The following is a 22,385-nucleotide window of genomic DNA, read 5'->3' as shown; positions in this document are numbered from 1 at the left end:
AGGGCTCCCCGCGGGGAGCCCTGATGCTAGCTATGGTGAGCCTATGTCGGCGCAGGTCAAATCAGGCGCTGATAGATGCCAGCTCGTGGCGCTTCAACGCCAGCAAGGTGATGAGCAGCGCCAGTGTGGCGATCAATGCCATGCCGATATAGGTTGCGCTGAAGCCCGGGGCCAGCAGACCGGGGGCGAGTCGGCTCAGATCGCCATCGCTGCCGGCTGGCAAGCGCAAGTGGAACAGCATGGAGCAGATAGCCACGCCAACGGCACCGCCTAGCTCCCGCCCGAAGTTGAACAGCGACATACCGATGCCGCGATCCTGCCGTGGCAGGGCATTTTGCACCACCACCGAGAGGGCGGGCAGCACCAGACCCAGACCAATACCGGCAAACCCGAGGGCCAGCTTGACCCAGGCATCGAAGTGGATCTGCCAGAGCGCCACCGCGGCCAGCGCAAACCCGACCGCAACAAAGCTCTTGTAGTGACCGGTACGGCCAATCAGCTTGCCGCCGACAAAGGCCCCAGCGGTGATGCAGATCATGAAGATGACCATGATGGCGCCGCTCTCGCTGGCGCTCATCCCCTTCTGCCACTGCATCTGCAACGGCAGATAGACCAGCACGGCAAACATCAGCAACTGGGAGAGCATCACCAGCAGCACACTCACCAGATAGCCGGGCAACCGGGCCAGATGGGCGGGCAATATGGGGTCGTGGGCGCGCCGTTCAATCAGAATCAGCAGCAGCAATGCAACGCCCAGCGCCGCCGAAAGCCAGACGGCGGGCAGCGCCGCTTCCGGCGAGAGCAGCAACAGGGTGAGCGTGGTAACGGTAATCAGCAGACCCGCCCCCTTCCAGTCGAAGCGACTGTGGCGACGCACGTTGAGCTGCTTGAGGTTGCGGTTGATGAGAAAGACTGCCAGCGCCCCGAGCGGCAGATTGATCCAGAAGATCCAGCGCCAGCTGAGCTGCTCGGTGAAGTAGCCGCCGAGCAAGGGGCCGGCGATACTGGAGACCGCATAGACCGCCGAAATGTAGCCCTGATACTTGCCCACCTCCCGCGGCGGAATGGTGTCGGCAATCACGGTAAACGCGAGGGCAATCAGGCCGCCGCCCCCCAGCCCTTGCAGCACCCGCGCTGCCAACAGGGTCGGCAGATCCTGGGAGAGCGCACAGGCCACCGAGCCCGCCAGAAACAGGCCGATACCGATATTGAGCATCCGCACCCGGCCAAAGAGATCGCTCAGCTTGCCGTAGAGGGGCAGCACGGCGGTGGCCGCCAGCAGATAGGCGGTGACCACCCAGGTGAGGGCGGCCCCAGCGTGCAACTCGGCGCCAATCATGGGCAGCGGGGTGGTGACTATGCTCTTTTCCAGTGAACCGAGCGCGATCACCAGCGCCACACTGGAGAAGATGGTTTTGGGGGATATTTTCGAAGTCATAAGCGGACTCACTGATCTGATATGCCAAAGTATCCGGCAATGAACGGATTATTGTCTCACAAATCAGCAAGAGATAGAAAAAACGGCGGCCACAATCTGCCCAACCATGAGGCCGATCCCACAAAACGCCGATCGTTTCTGCTAGCCTGCTCTATTTGATTCGAGGAGCCCCCATGAGCGAGCGTGAGCAGTACGGGTTTGATCACTACGATGCCCTGATTTTCGATATGGATGGCACTTTGGTAGATTCCATGCCCCTTCATCTGGATGCCTGGGAGCTCACCTGCGCCGAATTCGGCATCCCCTTCGAGCGGGAACAGCTCTATCAGTACGGCGGCATTCCCACCCGCAAGATCATCGCCATGCTGGCCGAGCAGCAGGGGCTGACGGTGGATGTCGAGGCCTTTACCCGCCGCAAGATTGCCCTCTATATGGCACATATCGACAAGGTCAGCGTCTTTCCCAAGATGTGGGAGCTGGTCAGGCACTATCACGGCAAGGTCAAGATGGGGATTGGCACCGGCTCACCGCGCAATCAGGCGGAGGCCATCCTCAAAAGCACCGGACTCGATGCCTATATCTCTGTGGTGGTGAGCGCCGATGATGTCACCAACCACAAACCGCATCCCGACACCTTTTTGCGGGTGGCCGAGCTGCTCGGCGCCAATCCCGCCAACTGTCTGGTATTTGAAGATACCCGGATCGGGCTTGAGGCTGGCAAGGCGGCGGGGATGGATACTCTACTGGTAATGGAAGGCGAACTGCACCAGAGGTAGATCGCAAGCGGACAGCGGCATCATGGCGCCACCTCAATGGTGCCATGATGCTGTTCAACTCGCGGATAAAGGGTTCTCCTGCAAACAGGAGACGAGCGTCGGCCCGGTGGCAACTGTCAAGGAGAGTGCATCGACCATGGCTTCCTCCTTCCATGCCTGATGCTGGCGCAGCAACGCCAGTGCTTCAACCGGCGTATCTGCAAAGATGGGGGCCGCCATGGCGGCAAATCCCTGCTCAACCAGTTGACGACGCTCATCGCTATAGCGCGGGGCATTGGCATCGAGATAGGTAAGCGCCTGGCCCAGCGTGAAAAAGTGATAGTTGGGCATCGAATGACCCTCAAAAATAAAGTGCCATTCTACTCCTTTCTGCTCCATTTCCAGCCTTAAACCCTTGTCCATCCGGTGATCTCGTTCACATTTTTGTTAACAATCCCGCAGACAACCATGCCACGGCAGCTGGCCTCGCCCGCGACCCTTTCATCCCTGGCAGGCTGTAGACTACAACCGGCGCAGAGAGCCCGATCCATAGCGCTGCGTCGAGCCAAGGTCATCCTCTTGTTTGATGCCTTGACCATGCCGCACCTGGTCAGCCGATATATTGCCAACCCTAGTCACCTCGATATGGGACCACTGGGCTGTGTCACGCATATTTCACCAGATATATAAAAAGATAAAAACGCTCCGAATCTGGGCCAACCGTCAGCCTACCGATAATTAACAAGCATCCCCCATGCAAATATTTGAATTATATTCCAGCCACATCTTTAACTACTGTTACAGTAATCTCTGCTAGCATATTTTTGCGCGGCAAGATAGATGACTAAAAAAACATAAAGTACATATCTATGCACAATAAAATCGTTTGATGGCAGCTTGATGCATCGCATTAACCCTTTCTTTACACTCCTTCACTGCCAAGGTATCTGCCCCAACCCCCGCCCGGACTGGACTATTGTTCGATGCATGGCCATTGGCGGACAAACAGGTGACTATTCAGCATGAATTGAATAGCAATATGATTAAATTTGCACCCATTGAGCTATCTCATAGAAATGCAATCAGCGGTTTGCAACCCCTGATAGCCACTCATAGAATCGCAGCGTCTGAAATATCTACCCTGTCCTCTTCTCCCTTATTCCTCTCAGTAATTGAGTGGATCACAAATAATAACCGGGGATGCCGTCGCTGGCGCAGTGGCCATGGCGCACAACAAGATGGGGTAAACCTGTACCTGAATAAACAACAAATATTAAAAAGAGGCATATCTATGAGTGGCACCATCATCAAGTCGGCAAGAAATACCCCCCATGCACCCCAGGACCTGGGCCCCAGCACCCAAACGGTGGCGTTTTCTCATTACAACAATATCTCCGCCCAGCTGCCGGTCGATCCCGCCACCGGCAAGATGGTGAGTGGCGATGTCACCGCGCAGGCCAGACAGTGCCTGAGCAACCTCAAGGCAATCATCGAGAGCATCGGCCATGTGATGGACGATATGGTCAAAGCGACCATCTTCCTGAAAGAGATGGCGGATCTTGAGGCGGTCAACGCCGTCTATCGCGAATTCTTCCCGGGCTATCTGCCGACCCGCACCACCCTCGCCGTCGCCGCCCTGCCGCTGGGCGCGCTGGTGCAGATCGATGCCATCATCTCCAACGGCGAAGGTACCTTCCCGCAAGATCCTTGCCCGCTGGTGAAGCTCGCCCGCAACAGTGACAAGGCGCCGCACAATCCGCTCTCCACTCATACCGTGGCCTTCTCCCACTACAACAATATCGGCGCCCAGCTGCCGGTCGATGCCGCCTCGGGCCAGCTGGTTGCCGGTGGCATCAAGGAGCAGGCGGGCCAGTGCCTGCGCAATATCAAGGCGGTGCTGGAGAGCATCGACGTGCCGTTTGACGATATCGTCAAGGTCACCGTCTATCTGACCGATCTGGCCGACCTGGAGGCCGTCAACGAGGTCTACACCACCTTCTTCCCCGACTCCGCCATTGCCCGCGCCGTGGCCTATCTGCCCGCCCGCTCTGTGGTCAGTGCCGCCGCCCTGCCCATGGGGGCGCGGGTGCAGATGGATGCGGTCATCTCCCACGGTGACGGCACCCCGCCACAACTGGTGGAAGACCGTCACAATCTGGTGATCCGCGCCCGCAATACCGACAAGGCACCGCGCAGCCCGCTCCATTGCCAGACTGTCGCCTTCTCCCACTACAACCATCTCTCTGCGCAGTTACCGATAGACCCCGCCACTGGCAAGATCCTGGCTGGCTGCATCAAGGAGCAGACCGCCCAGAGCCTGAGCAATATCAAGGCGATTGTGGAGAGCATCGGCCATGTGATGGACGATATCGTCAAGGTCAATATCCAGCTCGGCAATATCGCGGATCTGGATGCGGTCAACGCCGTCTACACCAAATACTTCCCGGGCTACCTGCCTGCCCGCACCGTAATCGGGGTAAGTGAACTTCCCGCCGGTGCTCTGGTACAAATCGATGCAGTGATGTCCAACGCCGAAAGCACCCCGCCACAGGCGTAAAGGTTGCGGAAATAAAAAAGAGACCGGCTATATGCCGGTCTCTTTTTACATGCCAGACAAAGGGGTAGCCCCTCAGCCCTCAATATCGCGGTTCCTGATCGCCACTCTGACCGCCTCTGCCGTGGTGGCCACACCGAGTCGACGGCGGGCACTGCGCAGATGGTTCTCGACCGTGCGCACCGAGAGTTTCAGGGTGGTGGCGATATCGGCATGGCGCCAACCCCGGGAGACCCACTCCAGCACTTCGCGCTCGCGCCCAGTGAGACCACGCTCGTGACCCGCCACCGGCATCTCCATCAATCCACGAGCAGCATGAAAAGCCGCCGCCGCGATCAGCGCAAGGCCAACCCGAGCGGGAGCGCTGGCATCGATCTGATCGCCGCCAAAGCTCATCGCCCCTTCCAGTCCCAACGGCCCATAGACGGGTACCTGCAAGCCATGTCGGCCCGGCCCCTCAGGATGGCGAACGATACGGTACTGCTCGCCAGCAGCGCCAACCGTTTTGCTCCAGAAGAAGGGCTGGTCTCGCTCCCTGATATGCATCGCCATCGGGCACTCGCGCATATAGGCATGCAGGTCGACCGCCTCGCCGCTCTCCAACCACTCCCCCTCCAGCCAGTAGAGATGCTCGACCACCCCCTCCTCGCTGGCACTGATGGAGAAGAGCGCAAAGCGGTGATACCCCAGCGGGGTGGCAAAAGCGCGCACCAGCTGCTGGATCTCCTCCAGCCGCTGACACCCTTCCAGCGCCACCGCGACCTGCAGCGCATTCGCTGGCGACGACGACAACCTCATCGCTTGGCAACCGCCTCCAGTAAGGTGGTAGCAGCCAGCTTGCCGAGGTTATTGCCCGCCAGCGGGCTGTCACCGGTCAGCAGATTGCGATCCCGGCACACCTCTCCCGAGATGCCGTTGTTGACGATCTCGAAGCCAATCTCTTTGAGCTTCTCGCCAAACTTCCAGGTGAGGTGGCCCGGCATATAGCCAATTGCCGGGGTCTGGGCATCCAGCTCATCGGGGAAGGTGCAGATCTTGTAGCCCGCGAAGGTCTCTGGATTGGCCACCGCCAGCAACGCAGCAGGCCCGTGACAGAGGGAAATGATGAAGCGATCGTTGGCCATCGCCCACTCCAGCAGCGCTTTCACCTCGGCACTCTCCGGCAGCCCCATCAGGGCGCCGTGGCCGCCGGGAATAAAGACGCCGATATAGTCCGAGTCGGCGGCCAGCGCCTCTTTCAGCAGATCGGCCAGCTTGGCCGGTTGGCGGAACTGCGCCTGATATTTGGCATAGAGCCCCAGCACCTCTTCGTCTTCGCCGGGCATGGCCCACCACTCGAACTTGACCGGATTGCCGGAAAGGGTGGCCACGTCAAAGGCAAAGCCCGCCTTGTCGAGGTGATACATGGGCAGCAGGGTTTCGACCGGATGGTTGCCGGTGGAAAACAGGGTGCCGTTGTCGGTGGGCAGATAACGCTCATCGGCACCGATCAGCAGGATCTTCCAGCGCCCCTCCCGATAGGGAGCGGGATAGTCGGCCCCGGCAAGGTCAGATTTGCGCGAGGTGAACTGGCTCAGGGAGTAGGGCGATGGGAAGAAGGCATTCTGCTCTGCCGGATCCGGGGTCGGTTGTTTATCGTCAACAAGCATATCGGTCATGGGTCAGGCTCCAGTAGTGGTGGACTCGGTCTCACAGTATTGACTGTCAGAGACCAAGTAAATGAGGGTTTTCCCTCAACCGCCATGACTATGGCAAGAGGTGTGACCGCGCTGCGACAAAACCTGAACAGAATCCCCGCCAGACTTAGGCCATCGCGGCAAATGCCCTGACGATGACATCCATGACCGCTCTGACCCGCGCGGCATGCTGCACATCCTGATGGGTCACCAGCCACACATCGTAGGATTGCTGTAACTGCCGCTCGGGCCAGACCCGCACCAACCCGGCTTGCTCGGCGAGCGGAACCGCCACCTCGCCAAGCCCCAGCCCCATCAACAGGGCCTGACGCAGCATCAGGCTGGTATTGACCCCCGCGGCGACAGTGGCCCCCTCGGCCGCCTCTTCGAGCATCATTGGCGAGCGAGCGCTCTGCCAGCGGGGCTCATACACCACCAGCGAATGGCCCGCAAAACCGGTGCCCGCTTCGGGAATGCCATGGCGAACCAGATAGTCGGCGGAGGCATACAACCCGACCGGCCAGGAGGCCAGCTTGCGGATAATCAGGTCGGGATTGTCCGGCTTCACCGTCCGGATCGCGATATCCGCTTCCCGCAGGGACAGATTGACCACCTGGGTCGAGGTATTGAGGATGACCCTGATATCGGGATAACGCTGATGCAGCTCGGTCAGGGCCGGTATCAGAAAATCCATCCCCAGGGTGTCTGTGGTCGCCACGCTGACCTCACCGACCAGACGGTTGTCGACCCCTTGCGCCGCCCGCACGAAATCAATGGCAGCCAGCTCCATCTGCTGGGCGCTGGCCAGCACTATCTCTCCGACATTAGTCAGCACATACCCCTTGGATGTACGGAGAAACAGCGTGGCCGCCAGACGATGCTCCAGTGCGGCAATCCGCCTGCCAATGGTGGCCTGATCGACCCCGACCACACGGGCGGCGCCCCTCAGGCTCCCCTCCCGATGCAACGCCAGAAAAATTTTCGCATCATCCCAGTTCATCACGACTCCCGATTGAAATGCATTTTTGCATTACAGATAAGGGATAATACTGCGTTTATTCATCAGTAATCTCCACTATCTTGGTGCTCATCCCACTCGGGGAACCCCATATCACCTCGTTACAAGGAGCCGCTGATGCATAACGCCTATTCCATTCCCGCCACCATGAGCGCGGTAGATATTACCCAGCCAGGTGGCCCCGATGTCTTGCAACTGACCACCCGCGCCACACCTGCGCCCAAGCCAGATGAGGTCTTGATCAGGCACTATGCGACCGGCATCAATGGGCCGGATGTGATGCAGCGCAAGGGGCTCTACCCGCCTCCGGCAGGGGCATCGGATATTCCCGGGCTGGAGGTCGCCGGGGTCGTGGTCGCCAAGGGGGAGCAGGTGGACCATCTCAAGGTTGGCGACAAGGTCGCCGCACTGATTTCGGGTGGCGGCTATGCCGAGTACAGCGTCGCCCACCAGAACAATGTCCTGCCTCTGCCGCCCGGATTGAGCTTTGTCGAAGCCGCGGCGCTGCCGGAAACCTTTATGACGGTCTGGTCAAATATGTTTGAACGGGGTCAGTTTAAAAAAGGGGACATTATCTTGATCCATGGCGGAGCCTCCGGCATCGGCACGACCGCCACCATGCTGGCCAAGGCATTTGGCGCCGCCAAAATCATCACCACTGTCGGCTCACCCGAGCAGCAGGCCGCCAGCATCAAGCTGGGCGCGGATGTGGCCGTACTCTACAAGGAGGAGGATTTTGTCGAGGCCGTGCATGCAGCCACCGATGGCCATGGCGCCGACATCATTCTCGATATCATTGGCGGGGAGTATGTCGCGCGCAACTATGCGGCGGCCGCCATCAATGGCCGCATAGTCCAGATCGGCATTATTGCGGGCGCCGCCCCCAATCTGGATCTGTTTCCCATGCTGCAAAAGCGGCTGACCCATATCGGCTCGACCCTGCGCTCGCGTACTCCGCAGGAAAAAGCCGAACTGATTGCCCAGCTGCAAACTCATGTCTGGCCATTTATCGAACGCGGCGAGGTCAAACCGCAGGTTTACCAGACCTTCCCGCTGCATGAGGCCGCCGCCGCCCACCATTTGCTGGATTCAGGCCGTCATATCGGCAAGCTGGTATTAACTATGGCGCCGTTGTCGTCAGATTGATAAAGCCCATAGTGGAGCAGGCCGAGGTGGATGCGGTGATGTCCAATGCGGACAGTACCCCGCCGCAGGCATAAGGGTTGCGATAAATAAAAAGAGACCGGCTGATAGCCGGTCTCTTTTTATTTAACATGTGGGGCATTATTTTTATGGCATCGTCTTAAAGAACGCGAACGTCCGATTACGCTTCGCTAATCGAACCTACGAGCTGTACATGAATCGAACCTACGGACTTTTAATTAACTTTATCCAAGTAGGGGCTAAACTCATAGTTGAAGCTACAAGTTTCATGTGACCGAGAAAAATGAAGATTATCTAAAGCCACACAAATTTCTATACTAAGTAATGCAATAAGCTTCTGTTTAGATGACGATAATGTCATTTTGAATTGAGCAGAATCAACAGCAGTTAAACCGATTAAAATATGATAAATTGCAGACCACATATCTATCGATTTAGGTATTATTCGATGAATATCGATAGCAATCTCTTTCATCTCTTCAGAAGATAACGTTTCAGTGTTACATAACATAAACCTCTCATGAAGCACCGCACGCAATGACACGTCACCAACCAAGGGGTCATCGAGGATAGTCGATAATTGTGACGCATAAAACTCGATATCCTCTCTTGCCTGCTGTAAATAATACTGGTCGTTTACCTGTTCCTGCAAACCAACCTGACGGAGTAAAACAAATAACGTGAGCCCCCCAACTATTGGGGCATAGATCCCACCAATAGCTGAACCAAACTCAGCCCAGCGAGAGTGTTCATGTGATATCCCACCATTAAAAATATTAACATAAATAAATATTGGGATACAACTATGGTAATGAGTGATGCTATTAGAATACTATTCTTATAATTAGTACTTAATAGTTTTTTTGTTATCAACCGAAAACGGTCCATATTGTTCCTTTTATGCATCGTCGTGAATTATTTTTCTATATCTGAACTTACATAATCAAGGATAAAAGCTTTTGATATAACAAATCAACACTAATAAAAATCTCTAATGTGAATAAAAAACGCCCCCCATCTTGCGATGGAGGGCGTTTTATTTTCCGGCTATTGGGCCTGAGTGGCCCAATGGTCAGCTATTACAGGGACTCTGCGGTAGCAACCACGTTTTCCACGGTAAAGCCGAATTCCTTGAACAGCAGCTCGGCCGGTGCAGACTCACCAAAGGTGGTCATACCGATGATCTTGCCGCCGAAACCGACGTACTTGTACCAGTAGTCAGCGATGCCGGCTTCGATGGCCACACGCTTGGTGACGGAGGACGGCAGGACGGACTCTTTGTACTCGGCAGACTGGGCGTCGAACACGTCGGTAGACGGCAGAGAGACCACGCGCACGGCACGGCCCTTGGCAGTCAGCTGCTCATAGGCGGCAACGGCCAGTTCCACTTCGGAACCGGTGGCGATCAGGATCAGCTCCGGAGTACCGGCGCAATCCTTCAGCACGTAGCCACCCTTGGCGGTGTCGGCCAGCTGCTGGGCAGTACGGTCCATCTGGGCCAGGTTCTGACGAGAGAAGATCAGAGAGGTCGGGCCGTCGGTACGCTCGATGGCGTGTTTCCAGGCGATGGCGGATTCAACCTGGTCGCACGGACGCCAGGTGCTCATGTTCGGAGTCAGACGCAGGGAGGCGATCTGCTCAACCGGCTGGTGAGTCGGGCCATCTTCACCCAGACCGATTGAGTCGTGGGTGTAAACGAAGATAGCGCGCTGCTTCATCAGGGCGGCCATGCGCAGGGCGTTGCGGGCATACTCCATAAACATCAGGAAGGTGGCGCCGTAGGGGATGAAACCACCGTGCAGGGCGATACCGTTCATGATGGCGGACATGCCGAACTCGCGTACACCGTAGTGGATGTAGTTGCCGGAGGCATCGTCGTTGGTCAGGGACTTGGAGCCGGACCACATGGTCAGGTTGGACGGAGCCAGGTCAGCAGAGCCGCCCATGAACTCCGGCAGCAGCTTGCCGAAGGCTTCCAGAGAGTTCTGGGACGCTTTACGGGTCGCAATCTTGGCCGGGTTGGCTTGCAGGGTTTCGATGATCTTGGCGGATTCGGCAGCCCAGTTGGCCGGCAGTTCGCCAGCGGTGCGGCGCTTGAATTCGGCAGCCAGCGTCGGGTGAGCGGCTTCATAGGCGGCGAACTTGGCAGCCCAGTCGGCTTCCAGTGCAGCGCCCTTCTCCTGAGCGTTCCACTCGGCAGCGATATCGGCCGGGATAACGAACGGCGCGTGGTCCCACTTCAGGAAGGCACGAGCAGCGGCGATCTCGTCGTTGCCCAGCGGTGAGCCGTGGCAGTCGTGAGAACCGGATTTGTTCGGGGAGCCGTAACCGATGATGGTGCGGCAGCAGATCAGGGTCGGCTTGCCGGTCTCGGCCTTGGCGGCTTCGATGGCGGCATTGATGGCTTCCGGGCTGTGACCGTCAACAGCCGGGATAACGTGCCAGCCGTAAGCTTCGAAACGCTTGACGGTGTCGTCGGTGAACCAGCCTTCTACGTGACCGTCGATGGAGATACCGTTGTCATCCCAGAACGCGATCAGTTTGCCCAGTTGCAGGGTACCTGCCAGGGAGCACGCTTCGTGGGAGATACCTTCCATCAGGCAGCCGTCGCCCATAAAGGCGTAGGTGTAGTGGTCAACGATGTCGTGGCCCGGCTGGTTGAACTGCTCAGCCATGGCTTTCTCGGCGATCGCCATACCAACGGCGTTGGTGATGCCCTGACCCAGCGGGCCAGTGGTGGTTTCCACGCCCGGTGCATAGCCGTACTCCGGGTGACCCGGGGTGCGAGAGTGCAGTTGGCGGAAGTTTTTCAGATCGTCGATGGAGAGGTCATAACCGGAGAGGTGCAGCAGGGAGTACAGCAGCATGGAGCCGTGGCCGTTGGAGAGAATGAAACGGTCGCGGTCGGCCCACTTGGGGTTGTTCGGGTTATGTCTGAGGTGGCTACGCCACAGCACTTCGGCGATATCCGCCATTCCCATGGGGGCGCCCGGGTGACCGGAGTTGGCTTTTTGAACGGCATCCATACTCAATGCACGAATGGCATTGGCAAGCTCTTTACGAGAAGGCATCTGAATCTCCTGCGATTGCTTCATTTGATGGCCAAGATTAAGGCGCGTTATTGTCCCAGCAGGGCGCGCGGCGTGCAAATATTATCTGGATGAATAAAGTGGCTTTGGGAGGACAATCGCTTTTCTTGCCCTCTATTGGCCAAAGCAACCAGAGAAAAACGTTTGATTTCCATCCCTTTCGGGATAGGAGAGCACCGCTTGTGACCCATTGGACACTGCGCGACAAAATAGTGCTGGCAATCGCGGGGGGCGCTAATTAATATAGACGTCCAGATGTAGATACCTCTACACCATCCCATTCACCCGGTTATTGCTGTGGCGATAACCCAGACAAGCTGAGATTCATATCATGGCAAAGCTGTTTACTTCCGAGTCGGTCTCCGAAGGCCATCCAGACAAGATTGCGGACCAGATCTCCGATGCGGTACTGGACGCCATCCTCAAGCAAGATACCAAGGCCCGTGTCGCCTGCGAGACCCTGGTCAAGACCGGTATGGTCATGGTGGCCGGCGAAGTAACCACCTCTGCCTGGGTTGATATCGAAGAGATCGTGCGTGATACCGTGCGTGAAATCGGCTACACCCACTCCGACATGGGCTTCGACGCTGACTCCTGCGCCGTGCTGAACGCCATCGGCAAGCAGTCCCCGGACATCAACCAAGGTGTTGACCGCAGCGATCCGCTGGAGCAGGGCGCTGGCGACCAGGGCCTGATGTTCGGCTACGCCACCAACGAAACCGACGTGCTGATGCCGGCCCCCATCACCTACTCTCACCTGCTGGTGAAGCGTCAGGCTGAAGTGCGCAAGAACGGCACCCTGCCGTGGCTGCGTCCGGATGCCAAGAGCCAGCTGACCTTTGCCTACGACGACGCAGGCAAGATCATCGGTGTCGATGCCGTTGTACTGTCTACCCAGCACGCTGAATCCATCAGCCACAAGGATCTGGTTGAAGCGGTACGCGAAGAGATCATCAAGCCGGTGCTGCCGGCCGAGTGGGTCAACAAGGACACCAAATACTTCATCAACCCGACCGGCCGTTTCGTTATCGGCGGCCCGATGGGTGACTGCGGTCTTACCGGTCGCAAGATCATCGTCGACACCTACGGCGGCATGGCTCGTCACGGTGGTGGCGCCTTCTCCGGTAAGGATCCGTCCAAGGTTGACCGCTCCGCTGCCTACGCCGCCCGCTACGTTGCCAAAAACATCGTGGCCGCCGGTCTGGCCGATCGCTGTGAAATCCAGATCTCCTACGCCATCGGTGTGGCCGAGCCGACCTCCATCAGCGTCGAGACCTTCGGTACTGCCAAGGTTGCCGAGGATCTGCTGGTCAAGCTGGTACGCGAGCACTTCGAACTGCGCCCGTATGGTCTGATCGAAATGCTGGATCTGAAGCGCCCAATCTATCAGGCCACCGCTGCCTACGGTCACTTCGGTCGCGACGAGTTCCCGTGGGAGCAGACTGACAAGGCCGAACTGCTGCGTTCCGCCGCTGGCCTGTAAGGCTCGCTGTTGTGATAAAAGGGGAGCCTGGCTCCCCTTTTGCTTATCCGCCATTTGACGAGATGTTGATGTCTGCCACCCCTGCCCAGCTTGTCGCCCTGCTGCAACAACGCGTAGAAGCCTGCTTTGTGCAAGCCGAGGCGCGCCTTGGCCGCACCTTCCCCCGCCCGCGGATCTACTGCAATATGCGGGGCCGGGCGGCAGGATCGGCGCGGCTGCAAACCTGGGAGCTGCGCTTCAATCCTGCCCTCTATCAGGCCAACCAGCAGGCGTTTCTGGATGAGGTGGTGCCCCACGAGGTGGCCCATCTGCTGGTCTATGCCCTATGGGGTGACGGGCACGGCAAAAACCGGGTGCTACCCCACGGCCGCCAGTGGCAGTCGGTGATGCGGGAGGTATTCGGCCTTGAGCCCAGAACCACCCACAGCTTCGATCTGGCGGTATTGGCCCAGCGCACCGTGCCCTATCGCTGTCACTGCCAGCAGCATCAACTCTCTATTCGCCGTCACAACAAGGTGGTGCGTGGCGAGGCCCGCTACCACTGCCGCCGCTGCAAGCAGCCGCTGGAGCGGGAACGGCCGGAGCCAGAGCAGTAAGCCAGCTTGTGTCGCGCCCCTGTGGTAGGGTGCCCGCCATCGTTCGTCAATCACCCCGTTTGCAAGGAATCCCATGCGTTTCATCTCCTCCCTCGCCCTGACCCTGCTGGCCGGTTTACCGCTGCTCAGCTCCCCCCTGCACGCCCAGACCTTTCGCGAAGCCAAGCAAGATCTGGTGAAGCTCTATCGCAGCCAACCTGCGGTCACCACCTTCTACTGCGGCTGTGACATCGACTATCAGGGCAAGAAAATGAGCCCGGATCTCGCCAGTTGCGGCTATGAGCCGCGCAAGCAGGCCAAGCGCGCCGCCCGCATCGAGTGGGAACACGTGGTCCCCGCCTGGGAGTTCGGCCACCAGCTGCAGTGCTGGCAGGATGGCGGTCGCAAGAACTGCGAAAAAGCGAGCCCCGAGTTCAACAAGATGGAGGGGGACATGCACAACCTCTTCCCCGCCATTGGCGAAGTGAACGGCGATCGGGCCAACTACCGCTTCTCCGACTGGAACGGCAAGCCGGATCAGTACGGCCAGTGTCAGATGCTGGTGGATTTCAAGGATCGTCGGGTGCAGCCGCCCAAGGGGCCGGTACGGGGCCAGATTGCCCGCGCCTACCTCTACATGAGCCAGCAGTATGGGCTGCGTCTGGCAGCGCAACAGCGTAAACTGTTTGAAGCTTGGGACAGGCAGTACCCGGCAGAGGGCTGGGAGTGCGAGCGCAACCGCCGCATCGGCAAGCTGCAGGGCAACACTAATCCCTTTATTGAAAAGCAGTGCCAATAACCCCATTTGACCAGGGAGGGGATCACCCCTCCTATCATGAAGCCCTTCCCTTCTGCCGCGTGAGCCTTGCTCACCGCCTCGCAGCAGGATATGAAGGGTTTCCAAGCAAGAGACTGACAAGCAGCCATGCGCATTCCACGTATCTATGAACCGGCCACCCTGCAAGTTGGCCAGACCATCGCCCTGTCGGAAGACGGCGCCAACCATATCGGCCGGGTACTGCGCATGCAGCCGGCCCAGCAGCTCGAGCTGTTCAATGGCGATGGCAATCAATATCCCGCCACCATCGCCAACGTCGGCAAGAAGTCGGTGGACGTGACCATCGACAGTTGTGACGCCCAATCGGTGGAGTCACCGCTGGCCATCCACCTCGGTCAGGTGATCAGCCGTGGCGACAAGATGGACTTCACCATCCAGAAATCGGTGGAGCTGGGCGTCACCTGTATCACCCCGCTCTTCTCCGAGCGCTGCGGCGTCAAGCTGCCAGCCGATCGACTGGAGAAGAAGCGCGAGCAGTGGCAGAAGGTGGTGATCAGCGCCTGCGAACAGTGCGGCCGCAACGTGGTGCCCGAAGTGCGTATGCCAATGGAGCTGGACGCCTGGCTGGCGGAAGAGACCAAAGAGCTCAAGCTCAACCTGCACCCGCGCGCCGAGTACAGCATCAACACCCTGCCCGTTCCCGAGCATGGCGTGCGCCTGCTGATTGGCCCGGAAGGGGGATTGTCGAGCGACGAGATCGCCCGTACCGTGCAGGAAGATTTCAAAGAGATGCTGCTGGGGCCGCGGGTGCTGCGCACCGAAACCGCCGCCCTGACTGCGATAACTGCGCTGCAGTGCCGCTTTGGCGATCTCGCTTGATACTATCGGCCGCATCAATCAGCCCCATGGCTGCATCGACGCAGCCGCAAGCGGCCGATTACGCTGCGCTAATCGACCCTACAACCCTATCGAGCCATTAAAAAGGAACAGCGGATGACCATTAAACTCGGCATCGTGATGGACCCCATCTCGGCCATCAACATCAAGAAAGATTCCAGCTTTGCCATGCTCGAAGAGGCGCAAAAGCGCGGCTATGAGCTCTTCTATCTGGAGATGAAGGATCTCTACATGGAAGCCGGTCGCGCCTTTGGCACCATGCGCCCGCTCACCGTCAAATATGACTATGCCGACTGGTACAAGCTGGGCGAGGTGGTGGATCAGCCCCTCTCCAACCTCGATGTGATCCTGATGCGCAAGGATCCGCCGTTCGACACCGAATTTATCTACGCCACCTACATGCTGGAGCGGGCCGAGGATGAGGGTTGCCTTATCGTCAACAAGCCGCAGAGCCTGCGTGACGCCAACGAGAAGCTCTACACCGCCTGGTTTGCCGAGCATACCCCAACCACGTTGGTGACCCGCCGCGCTGACAAGCTGCGCGCCTTCCACGCCAAGCACAAAGACGTGATCCTCAAACCGCTGGACGGCATGGGTGGCGCCTCCATCTTCCGCATGAAAGAGGATGATGCCAACGTCGGCGTGATTATCGAGACCCTGACCGCCCACGGCAGCCAATACTGCATGGCGCAGACCTATCTGCCCGCCATCAAGGATGGCGACAAGCGGGTACTGGTGGTGGACGGTGAACCGGTGCCTTACTGCCTCGCGCGCATTCCGGCGCAAGGTGAGACCCGTGGCAATCTGGCGGCCGGTGGCCGTGGTGAAGCCCGTCCCCTGAGCGAAGCCGACTGGGCCATCGCCCGTGCGGTGGGCCCCACCCTGAGGGAGAAGGGGCTTATCTTCGTCGGTCTCGATATCATCGGCGATCGGCTGACCGAGATTAACGTCACCAGCCCGACCTGCATTCGCGAGATTGAAGCAGCCTTCGACGTGCACATCACCGGCATGCTGATGGATGCCATCGAGCGTCGGCTGGGCAAATAATCACCAGGAAGGCTAACCGCTCTGTTCAGGGGTAACCCGCCCCTGACAAGCCCGGAAACAGAGAGGGTGGTCCAGTGCCCTCCTTTCTGTTTCAAGGCAATCCGGAAAGGGACGGGAGCGAGCCCAGCCCAAAAAGCGGTTTTTCCCATGGGGATCAACTGCCATAATTGACCTCAAATACCTTTGCACTATTTGGCCTCTATGCAAACACTGCAAAATCACTTCCTGCTTGCCATGCCAAGCCTGACGGATCCCTACTTCGAGCGCTCGCTGGTCTATCTGTGCGAGCACAACGAAGAGGGCGCCATGGGGCTGGTCGTCAACATTCCGGTGGAGATGTCGCTGGAAACCATGCTGACCCAGCTCAAGCTCAACCCGCCCAACAACCCGGAGCTCAAGCAGCCGGTGCTGCAAGGGGGACCGGTTCACGCCGATCGCGGCTTCGTGCTGCACAGCTTCCGCCCCGGTTTCAACTCCACCCTGCAGGTGGGAGATGAGATGATGGTGACCACCTCCAAGGATATTCTGGAAACTCTGGGTACGAGCGAGGCCCCTGCCCATTGGCTGGTGGCCCTTGGCTATGCCGGCTGGAGCGCCGGGCAGCTGGAGCAGGAGCTGGTGGATGGCGCCTGGCTGGTGATCCCCCCCAATCCGGCTCTGGTGTTCAAGACCCCCATTCACAAACGTTGGCAGCAAGCTGCCGCCAGCATAGGGGTGAACCCGGTTCACCTCTCCAGCGACGTCGGCCACAGCTGATCGGCTGGCCCGCTCCGCTCTCTATTTCGAGGATTTATCAGTTATGTCATCACGCAGCATCATGGGCTTTGACTATGGCACCAAGAGCATTGGCGTCGCCATCGGTCAGGAGCTGACTGGCACAGCCCAGCCTCTGCGCGCCCTCAAGGCCAACGACGGCATCCCCAACTGGGACGAGATTGAGAAGCTGCTCAAGGAGTGGCAACCGGACCTGCTGGTGGTCGGTCTGCCGCTGAACATGGATGGCACCGATCAGGAGATCACGGTACGAGCCCGCAAATTCGGCAACCGGCTGCATGGCCGTTTCGGCAAGCCGGTGGAGTTCAAGGATGAGCGACTCACCACCACAGATGCCCGCGCCCGGCTGTTTGAGCGAGGCGGCTATCGCGCACTGGAAAAAGGCAGCGTGGACGGGGTCTCGGCGCAGCTGATCGTCGAAGCCTGGATGGAAGAGCAGTACAACTAAGCCATCAACAGCAAGGCAAGGGTCGCCGCCCTTGCCTTGTCTCGCACTATCCTCCCCTCATTACGCCCGTGATTGACCCGCGACCAGCTCCTCGGCCTCTGTAGGCGTCGCACTCATCATCCGGTTGAGCCAAGGCACCATCAGCCCCATCACTACCGCAATCAGCAGGGTCGCCATCCCAATCTTGCCAAATACGCCGGTGTAAATGGGCAAAGTTTGCAGCGGATCCGTCATCCCTTGCGGCACGGCGGTAAAAGTCGCCACATAGCCCCCCAGCAGGGACGCCATCGCTTGAGTCAGGAACCACATTCCGAGAATGAAGCCCATCAGGCGTTGTGGCACCAGCGCGGCGACCATCGCCAGTCCCAGCGCGCTGATCATCAGCTCGCCCAGACTCTGGAACAGGTAGATAAGCACCATAAACCAGGGGGAGGTAAGCCCCTGCTCATCGGCAAACCACCAGCCGGATGCTGCCGCCGTCAGAAAGCCCAGCGAGCAGAAGAACATCCCGAGGGTGAACTTGAGCGGCATGGTGAGATCCCGCCCCTTGCTGCCCATCCGGGTATAGATCATCGCGAGTACCGGGCTACCCACCACCACCCAGAAGGGGTTGAGCGCCTGGAAGCTGATTGGGTTGACGCTCACGCCCAGCATCTCATGGTGCATGTTGTTGATGGCAAAGAAGTTCAGAGACGTCGGCATCTGGGCATACAGCACATAGAAGAGCACTGCCTCCAGCATCAGCACGAAGGCCACATACATCTTGTTGCGGCCCACTGTGTCAAGCCTGAATGCCTCGCGGAAGAAGAAGATCACCACGGCGATGGTCACCGTCATCAGCACCATGTTGGCGATCACCACGTGGTGCATCAGCCAGGCGCAAAAGAAGACCATGGCTACCGAGCCCAATATAACCAGCAGCAGCTTGCTGTAATCGAGCGGCAGGTGATCCGGCTCGGAGCCAATATCCTTGACCATATTGCGGCAGGCAAAGAAGGTGAGCAGCGCAATAATCAGCCCCACCCCGCACAGGTTATAGGTCACGGTATAGCCGTAGTGATCGGCAATCACCGGAGCGAGCGAGAGGGAAATAAGGGAGCCAATATTGATCGACATATAGAACAGGGTAAACGCCCCATCCAGCCGCGGATCTTTTGGCTGGTAGCATTTTGACAGCAGGCTGGCCGGATTGGCCTTGAACAGGCAGTTACCGACCGCGATGGTGCCCAGCGCATAGAAAATCAGGTCGGGATTGTAGATAGAGAGGCCGGTCATAAAATAACCGACCACCAACACGATAGCCCCGAGCACCATGGTGCGCTTGGTGCCGAGCACATGGTCACCGACATAGCCACCGACCGAGATCAGGCCATATACCAGCGCCGAGAAGGCACCGAAGGTAATAAAGGATTGCTCTTGGGAAAATCCCAGTTGCTGCACAAAGAAAACCGCCAGGATCCCCTGCACGCCGTAATAACCGAAGCGCTCCCAGAGTTCGACGAAAAATATCATAAAGAAGGGTTTGGGTTGTTGTAACAACCCTGTGGGTGCTGTTGCTGGACGCATATCAACCTGCCTTTACTGAGATTTATTTTTATTAATCTGGTGGTGGCTGCCGCACTATTTTTTTGCCCCGCCATTGCCATAACGGGGAGCACAGTCAGCCTGCAAATCTGGCTATTTTCGGGTGCACGGGCCCCGTTCGATGAAAGGTGTTTTTCATCTAGCCGGTTTCAATTACGGGTTATCGGGGAATGGTGAGTGGCGTCTCCCAGTACAGTTGCCGGCTCCGGGTTCTACCTTTGCTGCATCCCTTCACTCAAGCCGGTTTATCAACCTTGATGCTTATTCCCCTCCGCTCCGTCACTCATGGCTGGTGGCCAGATAGCCCGGGCATGGCACGGCCACAGACGACCTGTGGGGCTGGCTCACGCCGCGCTCTACTGGCAGTCACCTACGCAGGCGCTATCTAACCCCGCCATTCCAAGGGGAGTCATGCTATATCACTGCAAATACAGGAACTTAATGGTCGATCACACTTCAAAAGTGACCATCAGTGAAGTTTTCTAATGAAACAACATGAATTTTTTTCGTGAAAAGAGCTTCACTCGAGACGTGCAACCAAGGCCAATCTGTGCATAAAGAGAGTTGAATGGCACACAGCTGAACCCGAGCTCGGCACTTAAGTCGTGCCAAAGCCCACTCATCCGGACGATGCGACAACAAAAAGCCGGAGCAGATGGCTCCGGCTGATCGATGGGCACCGTCACGCTCACATTAGCGTGGCGATTCGTCGTTGTAGAGTCGCCGGATCTCGTTGCGCAGCCACATCACCTTGGCATCCTGATTGTGCCGTTTGTGCCACAGCAGGATGAAGGCGATCTCCAGCTGTGCGTAGAGCTTCTCGGGCAGCGGCAGCGGCATGGCGATCAGATTGCCGTGATGCCGACTGGCATAACCACCGCAGTAGGAAGGGGCCACCGCAATCAGCTCGTGACTCGACTGGGAGGCAATATGCAGCGCCTGCTCGAAGCTTGAGACCATGATGGGCACCTCCCGCTTCAGCCCCTCGTCCTCCAGCAGACTGTCGAGGGCCCAGGTATCGTTCGCTTCCCACACCATGCTGATCTGGGGGCAGGCCAGAAAGTTCTCCAGCGACCACTTCTGCTGGAGCAAGGGGTGATCCTTGCGCAGAAAAACCACCGGGCGATCGGTGAACAGCACCTCGTGATCGATGTAGTAGGGCAAGCGGTTGACCTTGGCCCGGGAACGGCCATGGGTCTCGCGGGCACAAAAGCCGAGATCCGCATCGCCATTGACGATATCGTTGAGGGAGTGGTGATCCCACCCCAGCATCCTGACCACCGAGTTGGGGTACTTCTGGTAGATGGTCATGGGCAGATCGCTCAGGAAGCTGATGTAGAAGGGGGACTCCATCACCAGCGTGAAGCGGGCACCGTCGGGGATCGCCTCGCTATTGAGCGAGGTGATGCTGTCGGTGAGCTGGAACCAGACCTTCAGCTCCTCCTCCAGGGTCAGGGAGAGGTTGGTGGGCTGCAACCCCTGCCGCACCCGCACAAACAGGGGATCGTCAAACCACTCCCGCAATTTGGCCAGAGACTTGCTCACCGCCGACGGAGTGACACAGAGCTTTTTGGCCGCCCCTGCCACACTGCGCTCCTGCATCAGGTACTTGAACACCACCAGCAGGTTTAAATCGAGTTCACCCAGATTGCGCATATTCCCTCTCATCTTCCATCAGCCCTGCGACCGCGCTTCACGAAGCACGAGCCATGGTAACAGCCCTTTGACAGCCAGGTAACTGAACAGAGCCAGCATCAGGGCATAGATCAGCATCTCGGACGGAGTAAAGCCGAGCAGGCCAAGCAACCAGATATAGAGGCCGGAGAGGCTGATCTGCATGATGCAGAGCACGGCGCTGGCAAACGCTACATTGTGCTGGCAACCATCGAGCGCCTCCCCCATCGCCACCCCGAAGCCACAGGAGAACCCGACACAGACCAGCGCAAACCCCGGCAGCAACAGATGGATATCGCCCCCCGCCTGCCAGCTGCCGAACAGTGAGCACGCCGCCAGCAGATAGGAGAGATGAGACACAGCCAGCACTTTCTGTTTGCCCAACCAGCGCAACAGCAGGGGCGTCAGGAAGGAGGTGGACATACTCACGCCGGCCATCACCATCATCACGATGGAGTACTGCTCGGTAGTGAAGCCAAACTCCTTCATCAGGATCAGCGGCGAGACGCTGACATAGACCAGAATGGCGGTCACACTGGCACTGGTCAGCAGGGAGAGCAGCATAAAGCGCGGCGAGCGCAGCAGGGCAAAGGGCAGCGCAGCGCCACTGTCCGGTTGCCGCGCCGGGCGGGTCTCTTTGAGCAGAAGCAAGTTCACCAGACCGCTGACGGCAGCCACCAGCGCCATCGCCACGAAGATCCCGCGCCAGTCAAAATGGGACAGGATGAGGTAACCGAGCACCGGCGCCAACACCGGGATCACGCAGATGACCCCGTTAATCATTGAAAGTGCCATCGCCAGCCGCTCCTGACACAGCACGTCCCGCAGCACGGTAAAGGTCATGATATAGAGCGCACCGGCCCCGACTCCCTGCCAGAAACGGCCGAAATAGAACTGGCCAATCCCCTCCGCATTGCCTGCCACCAGCGAGGCGAGGACAAAAATCAGGGCGCCCCCGAGCACCACCCAGCGCCGCCCGTAGCGATCGGCAATCATCCCCCCCAGCAGCACGGTGGCCGCCATACCGAACAGATAGATAGAGAAGGCGGTGTGGATCTGCGCCTCGCTCGCCTGCAGGGTATCGGCAATCTGGGGCACGGCGACCAGATAGAGATCGATCCCGACCGGATAGAGGATGATCATCAGAAAGGCGCACAGCAAAAAAGTTCTCATGGAGGCTCCGTAACAGAAATCTGGCCCCTGTTCAGCCAAAAGCGCGACAAACAGCAGGCAAACTGGTGACTATGCGGAGCACTATAGGAGGGGGCTACCACCACACCTAGTGAAGAGATGGCGATCTATACATTCCAAAATGGAAATATTGTTTCTATCGGTGTGCTATTCAGGCAACGAGATGGACAAGCCGCCGGGCAGAAGAGCACCGTGAGCTGAGTAAAAATAAACGCGATAAAAAGTGCACCGGGTACAATC

Annotated in this window: 20 protein-coding genes; 10 read left to right on the top strand and 10 right to left on the bottom strand. The window is 58.3% G+C overall.

Annotated features, from left to right (window positions below; translation table 11 throughout):
• Positions 1 to 61: 61 nt before the first annotated feature.
• On the bottom strand, positions 62 to 1,438 hold the full coding sequence (locus tag G5253_RS08470; RefSeq protein ID WP_266134103.1) for an MDR family MFS transporter: 1,377 nt from the start codon (positions 1,436 to 1,438) through the stop codon (positions 62 to 64).
• A gap of 173 nt (positions 1,439 to 1,611) precedes the next feature.
• Here G5253_RS08470 and G5253_RS08465 point away from each other — a divergent pair, with 173 nt between their 5' ends.
• Positions 1,612 to 2,214 (top strand): HAD family hydrolase, encoded by a 603-nt coding sequence (locus tag G5253_RS08465; protein WP_266134104.1) that lies wholly within the window; start codon positions 1,612 to 1,614, stop codon positions 2,212 to 2,214.
• A 54-nt stretch (positions 2,215 to 2,268) separates the two neighbouring features.
• On the opposite strand, the gene G5253_RS08460 is transcribed toward G5253_RS08465, so the two are convergent.
• Positions 2,269 to 2,616, bottom strand: a complete 348-nt coding sequence (locus tag G5253_RS08460) for a hypothetical protein (protein WP_254204217.1) — start codon at positions 2,614 to 2,616, stop codon at positions 2,269 to 2,271.
• Between the two features lie 868 nt (positions 2,617 to 3,484).
• On the opposite strand from G5253_RS08460, the gene G5253_RS08455 reads away from it, so the two are divergent.
• Positions 3,485 to 4,750: a RidA family protein gene (locus G5253_RS08455; protein WP_266134105.1), complete on the top strand. Its 1,266-nt coding sequence runs from the start codon at positions 3,485 to 3,487 to the stop codon at positions 4,748 to 4,750.
• Positions 4,751 to 4,822: 72 nt separating this feature from the next.
• On the opposite strand, the gene G5253_RS08450 is transcribed toward G5253_RS08455, so the two are convergent.
• The 3 genes from G5253_RS08450 to G5253_RS08440 all read right to left on the bottom strand — a co-directional run bounded on the left by G5253_RS08450 (position 4,823) and on the right by G5253_RS08440 (position 7,423).
• Positions 4,823 to 5,545, bottom strand: coding sequence for a PA1136 family autoinducer-binding transcriptional regulator (locus G5253_RS08450; protein ID WP_245094781.1), 723 nt, complete (start codon positions 5,543 to 5,545; stop codon positions 4,823 to 4,825).
• A complete protein-coding gene (hchA, locus tag G5253_RS08445) occupies positions 5,542 to 6,405 on the bottom strand; it encodes a glyoxalase III HchA (RefSeq protein WP_245094784.1) in 864 nt (287 codons plus the stop codon). The genes G5253_RS08450 and hchA overlap by 4 nt, the downstream gene beginning before the upstream one ends.
• A gap of 145 nt (positions 6,406 to 6,550) precedes the next feature.
• Positions 6,551 to 7,423: a LysR family transcriptional regulator gene (locus tag G5253_RS08440; protein ID WP_266134106.1), complete on the bottom strand. Its 873-nt coding sequence runs from the start codon at positions 7,421 to 7,423 to the stop codon at positions 6,551 to 6,553.
• 135 nt (positions 7,424 to 7,558) lie between these two features.
• On the opposite strand from G5253_RS08440, the gene G5253_RS08435 reads away from it, so the two are divergent.
• The gene (locus G5253_RS08435; RefSeq protein WP_266134107.1) at positions 7,559 to 8,587 is read left to right on the top strand and encodes an NAD(P)H-quinone oxidoreductase; all 1,029 of its coding nucleotides are present in this window, start codon (positions 7,559 to 7,561) and stop codon (positions 8,585 to 8,587) included.
• A gap of 232 nt (positions 8,588 to 8,819) precedes the next feature.
• On the opposite strand, the gene G5253_RS08430 is transcribed toward G5253_RS08435, so the two are convergent.
• Positions 8,820 to 9,257, bottom strand: a complete 438-nt coding sequence (locus tag G5253_RS08430; protein ID WP_266134108.1) for a hypothetical protein — start codon at positions 9,255 to 9,257, stop codon at positions 8,820 to 8,822.
• A gap of 427 nt (positions 9,258 to 9,684) precedes the next feature.
• Positions 9,685 to 11,676 (bottom strand): transketolase, encoded by a 1,992-nt coding sequence (gene tkt, locus G5253_RS08425; protein WP_005338517.1) that lies wholly within the window; start codon positions 11,674 to 11,676, stop codon positions 9,685 to 9,687.
• A 349-nt stretch (positions 11,677 to 12,025) separates the two neighbouring features.
• Here tkt and metK point away from each other — a divergent pair, with 349 nt between their 5' ends.
• The 7 genes from metK (at position 12,026) to ruvX (ending at position 17,696) form a co-directional block, all read left to right on the top strand.
• Positions 12,026 to 13,177: a methionine adenosyltransferase gene (gene metK, locus G5253_RS08420; protein WP_005343827.1), complete on the top strand. Its 1,152-nt coding sequence runs from the start codon at positions 12,026 to 12,028 to the stop codon at positions 13,175 to 13,177.
• A gap of 68 nt (positions 13,178 to 13,245) precedes the next feature.
• The gene (locus G5253_RS08415) at positions 13,246 to 13,773 is read left to right on the top strand and encodes a SprT family zinc-dependent metalloprotease (protein ID WP_266134109.1); all 528 of its coding nucleotides are present in this window, start codon (positions 13,246 to 13,248) and stop codon (positions 13,771 to 13,773) included.
• A 73-nt stretch (positions 13,774 to 13,846) separates the two neighbouring features.
• Positions 13,847 to 14,551: an endonuclease gene (locus G5253_RS08410; RefSeq protein WP_266134110.1), complete on the top strand. Its 705-nt coding sequence runs from the start codon at positions 13,847 to 13,849 to the stop codon at positions 14,549 to 14,551.
• Positions 14,552 to 14,677: 126 nt separating this feature from the next.
• On the top strand, positions 14,678 to 15,409 hold the full coding sequence (rsmE, locus tag G5253_RS08405) for a 16S rRNA (uracil(1498)-N(3))-methyltransferase (protein ID WP_266134111.1): 732 nt from the start codon (positions 14,678 to 14,680) through the stop codon (positions 15,407 to 15,409).
• A 114-nt stretch (positions 15,410 to 15,523) separates the two neighbouring features.
• Complete coding sequence (gene gshB / locus G5253_RS08400; RefSeq protein WP_266134112.1) at positions 15,524 to 16,474, top strand: glutathione synthase; 951 nt, start codon at positions 15,524 to 15,526, stop codon at positions 16,472 to 16,474.
• Positions 16,475 to 16,675: 201 nt separating this feature from the next.
• Positions 16,676 to 17,230: a YqgE/AlgH family protein gene (locus G5253_RS08395; protein WP_266134113.1), complete on the top strand. Its 555-nt coding sequence runs from the start codon at positions 16,676 to 16,678 to the stop codon at positions 17,228 to 17,230.
• Positions 17,231 to 17,273: 43 nt separating this feature from the next.
• On the top strand, positions 17,274 to 17,696 hold the full coding sequence (ruvX, locus tag G5253_RS08390; protein ID WP_005343821.1) for a Holliday junction resolvase RuvX: 423 nt from the start codon (positions 17,274 to 17,276) through the stop codon (positions 17,694 to 17,696).
• Positions 17,697 to 17,756: 60 nt separating this feature from the next.
• Here the strand turns inward: ruvX and dtpB are convergent, their stop codons facing one another.
• From dtpB to G5253_RS08375, 3 genes are all read right to left on the bottom strand, one after another.
• The gene (gene dtpB / locus G5253_RS08385; protein ID WP_266134114.1) at positions 17,757 to 19,262 is read right to left on the bottom strand and encodes a dipeptide/tripeptide permease DtpB; all 1,506 of its coding nucleotides are present in this window, start codon (positions 19,260 to 19,262) and stop codon (positions 17,757 to 17,759) included.
• A gap of 711 nt (positions 19,263 to 19,973) precedes the next feature.
• Positions 19,974 to 20,936, bottom strand: coding sequence for an HTH-type transcriptional regulator YidZ (gene yidZ, locus G5253_RS08380; protein ID WP_139735835.1), 963 nt, complete (start codon positions 20,934 to 20,936; stop codon positions 19,974 to 19,976).
• Positions 20,937 to 20,954: 18 nt separating this feature from the next.
• Complete coding sequence (locus tag G5253_RS08375) at positions 20,955 to 22,127, bottom strand: MFS transporter (protein ID WP_266134115.1); 1,173 nt, start codon at positions 22,125 to 22,127, stop codon at positions 20,955 to 20,957.
• Between the last annotated feature and the right edge of the window lie 258 nt (positions 22,128 to 22,385).

Source organism: Aeromonas sp. 602658 (assembly GCF_049173005.1).
Lineage (GTDB): Bacteria > Pseudomonadota > Gammaproteobacteria > Enterobacterales > Aeromonadaceae > Aeromonas > Aeromonas veronii_A.
Note: the sequence above shows the minus strand (reverse complement) of the source record. Positions and strands in the feature narration are given on the sequence as shown.

Bases quoted from the DNA above. Each gene is read 5' to 3' on its own strand.
- gshB (WP_266134112.1), top strand. From the start codon at position 15,524: ATGACCATTAAACTCGGCATCGTGATGGACCCCATCTCGGCCATCAAC.
- dtpB (WP_266134114.1), bottom strand. From the start codon at position 19,262: ATGCGTCCAGCAACAGCACCCACAGGGTTGTTACAACAACCCAAACCC.
- G5253_RS08470 (WP_266134103.1), bottom strand. From the start codon at position 1,438: ATGACTTCGAAAATATCCCCCAAAACCATCTTCTCCAGTGTGGCGCTG.
- G5253_RS08460 (WP_254204217.1), bottom strand. From the start codon at position 2,616: ATGGACAAGGGTTTAAGGCTGGAAATGGAGCAGAAAGGAGTAGAATGG.
- G5253_RS08435 (WP_266134107.1), top strand. From the start codon at position 7,559: ATGCATAACGCCTATTCCATTCCCGCCACCATGAGCGCGGTAGATATT.
- G5253_RS08455 (WP_266134105.1), top strand. From the start codon at position 3,485: ATGAGTGGCACCATCATCAAGTCGGCAAGAAATACCCCCCATGCACCC.
- G5253_RS08415 (WP_266134109.1), top strand. From the start codon at position 13,246: ATGTCTGCCACCCCTGCCCAGCTTGTCGCCCTGCTGCAACAACGCGTA.
- G5253_RS08465 (WP_266134104.1), top strand. From the start codon at position 1,612: ATGAGCGAGCGTGAGCAGTACGGGTTTGATCACTACGATGCCCTGATT.
- metK (WP_005343827.1), top strand. From the start codon at position 12,026: ATGGCAAAGCTGTTTACTTCCGAGTCGGTCTCCGAAGGCCATCCAGAC.
- G5253_RS08375 (WP_266134115.1), bottom strand. From the start codon at position 22,127: ATGAGAACTTTTTTGCTGTGCGCCTTTCTGATGATCATCCTCTATCCG.
- rsmE (WP_266134111.1), top strand. From the start codon at position 14,678: ATGCGCATTCCACGTATCTATGAACCGGCCACCCTGCAAGTTGGCCAG.
- G5253_RS08410 (WP_266134110.1), top strand. From the start codon at position 13,847: ATGCGTTTCATCTCCTCCCTCGCCCTGACCCTGCTGGCCGGTTTACCG.
- tkt (WP_005338517.1), bottom strand. From the start codon at position 11,676: ATGCCTTCTCGTAAAGAGCTTGCCAATGCCATTCGTGCATTGAGTATG.
- G5253_RS08395 (WP_266134113.1), top strand. From the start codon at position 16,676: ATGCAAACACTGCAAAATCACTTCCTGCTTGCCATGCCAAGCCTGACG.
- hchA (WP_245094784.1), bottom strand. From the start codon at position 6,405: ATGACCGATATGCTTGTTGACGATAAACAACCGACCCCGGATCCGGCA.
- yidZ (WP_139735835.1), bottom strand. From the start codon at position 20,936: ATGCGCAATCTGGGTGAACTCGATTTAAACCTGCTGGTGGTGTTCAAG.
- ruvX (WP_005343821.1), top strand. From the start codon at position 17,274: ATGTCATCACGCAGCATCATGGGCTTTGACTATGGCACCAAGAGCATT.
- G5253_RS08450 (WP_245094781.1), bottom strand. From the start codon at position 5,545: ATGAGGTTGTCGTCGTCGCCAGCGAATGCGCTGCAGGTCGCGGTGGCG.
- G5253_RS08440 (WP_266134106.1), bottom strand. From the start codon at position 7,423: ATGAACTGGGATGATGCGAAAATTTTTCTGGCGTTGCATCGGGAGGGG.